2 protein-coding genes are annotated in these 1,836 nt (G+C 32.8%); both read right to left on the reverse strand.

The features are described 5' to 3' along the window. On the reverse strand, positions 1 to 632 hold a 632-nt coding region (locus WBN21_RS11425), incomplete at its 3' end, for a DNA cytosine methyltransferase (protein ID WP_424200379.1). A 56-nt stretch (positions 633 to 688) separates the two neighbouring features. Next, positions 689 to 1,789, reverse strand: coding sequence for a DNA polymerase IV (gene dinB, locus WBN21_RS11430; RefSeq protein ID WP_424200381.1), 1,101 nt, complete (start codon positions 1,787 to 1,789; stop codon positions 689 to 691). Between the last annotated feature and the right edge of the window lie 47 nt (positions 1,790 to 1,836).

Below are 1,836 nucleotides of genomic sequence, written 5' to 3' on the forward strand. Positions count from 1 at the left end.
CCGTAATCTGGAGCATAAAGTAGTTCACTTTTTACTTGCATGTTTCCAATGTCACTTAAGTGAGTTTCAATATCTTTTACGAAACTTCCAACACTTTTCATTCCAGAAACATTTTCTAAAACAACAACTTTTGGTTGTAAAACTTCAACAAAACGGGCAAACTCCATATACATAAAGTTTCTATCATCTTGCTCGTGTCTTTTCCTGTTGTTTAACGAAAACCCTTGACAAGGAATCCCACCAATAAGAACATCCAGCTGTCGGCCATTAAGCAGTTCTTTTATAACCTCTGGATTTACTTTTTTAATATCTCCAATTATTGTTGAACAATTTGGGTGATTTGCTTGAAACGTTTTTATTGATGGCGTGTGAATATCGCAACCCAAAATCGTCTCAAATCCTGCCATTTCAAATCCTAATGAAGTGCCACCACAACCACAAAACAATTCTGCTACAATTAGTTTTTCAGAATCCATGTTACTACCCTTTTTAAAAATAGGCTCATTATTCCAGTAATACCCATTTTCCTCTACTTTTACAGAGGTATCCCAAGCACTTTTTTTAATTATTTCGAGTTCTTTTGTTTCTGGCATGTCCTGTTTGTCTATTGTTGATTTTGGCTCTAAAAGCATTTATTTGAAAACGGGCAAAACCCAAAAGTAATCAATTATTTGCTTTTCAATTTTGGTTAAAACTCAAATTTTAATTGTACACTAACACTCTTTTTTAGTTCTGGTTTTTTCTTTTTTTCAGTATTTAAATTGGACATAGAAATCCCTAATAAACGCACAGAATTACTCAACTTTTCTTGATATAATAAATTTTTTGCGGTTTCTAAAATCACACTTTTATCACTAATATAATACGGCAATGTCTTGCTTCTTGTTTGCAAAGTAAAATCGCTATATTTTATTTTTAGTGTAACTGTTTTCCCAGCAACTTTACTTTTTAACAACCTACGCGAAACCTCTTCGGCAATATGCTCAAGCTTTTCAAGCATAAATATTTCAGACGATAAGTTTTCACTAAACGTACGCTCAGCAGCTAAACTTTTACGAGTTCTATGCGGCTTTACTTCACTATTATGAATGCCTCTAACAACGTCGTAATAGTAGCGTCCCGATTTCCCAAAGTTTTCATCTAAATATTCTAATGATTTTTTCTTTAAATCTAGTCCTGTAAAAATACCTTTTTGGTACATTTTTTCAGCAGTAACTTTACCAACACCATAAAATTTTCTAATGTCTAAGTCTTCTAGAAACTGAAGAACTTCCTCAGGATTAACGGTTTTTTGTCCATTAGGTTTGTTATAATCACTAGCAACTTTAGCAATAAATTTATTAATAGAAATCCCTGCAGAAGCTGTTAAACCAACTTCTTCTAAAATGCGAGCTCTAATTTCTTCAGCAATTAAAGAGGCACTTGGGTTTCCTTTTTTATTATGTGTTACATCTAAATAAGCCTCATCGAGTGATAGCGGTTCAACCAAATCGGTATATTCATGAAATATTTTTCTAATTTTTTTAGATATTTCAGTATACCGTTCAAAATTAGTTTTCACAAATATTAAATCTGGACATAGTTTTATTGCTAAACTTCCAGACATGGCACTTTTTACTCCAAATTTTCTAGCTTCATAACTGGCGGCACTTATTACACCACGTTTTCCACCACCGCCAACAGCAATAGCTTTCCCTTTAAGTTCAGGGTTATCCAATTGCTCAACAGACGCATAAAAGGCATCCATATCAACATGAATAATTTTTCGAATTGGTAAATCGGCAGACATACTGTAAATTTAGACATTATATACCTTTTAACTAAAATAAGATTAGG

The sequence above is a fragment of the Algibacter sp. genome (genome assembly GCF_049667265.1).
Taxonomy (GTDB): domain Bacteria; phylum Bacteroidota; class Bacteroidia; order Flavobacteriales; family Flavobacteriaceae; genus Algibacter_B.

Coding starts and splice junctions, on each gene's coding strand:
- dinB (WP_424200381.1), bottom strand. CDS start 1,789: ATGTCTGCCGATTTACCAATTCGAAAAATTATTCATGTTGATATGGAT.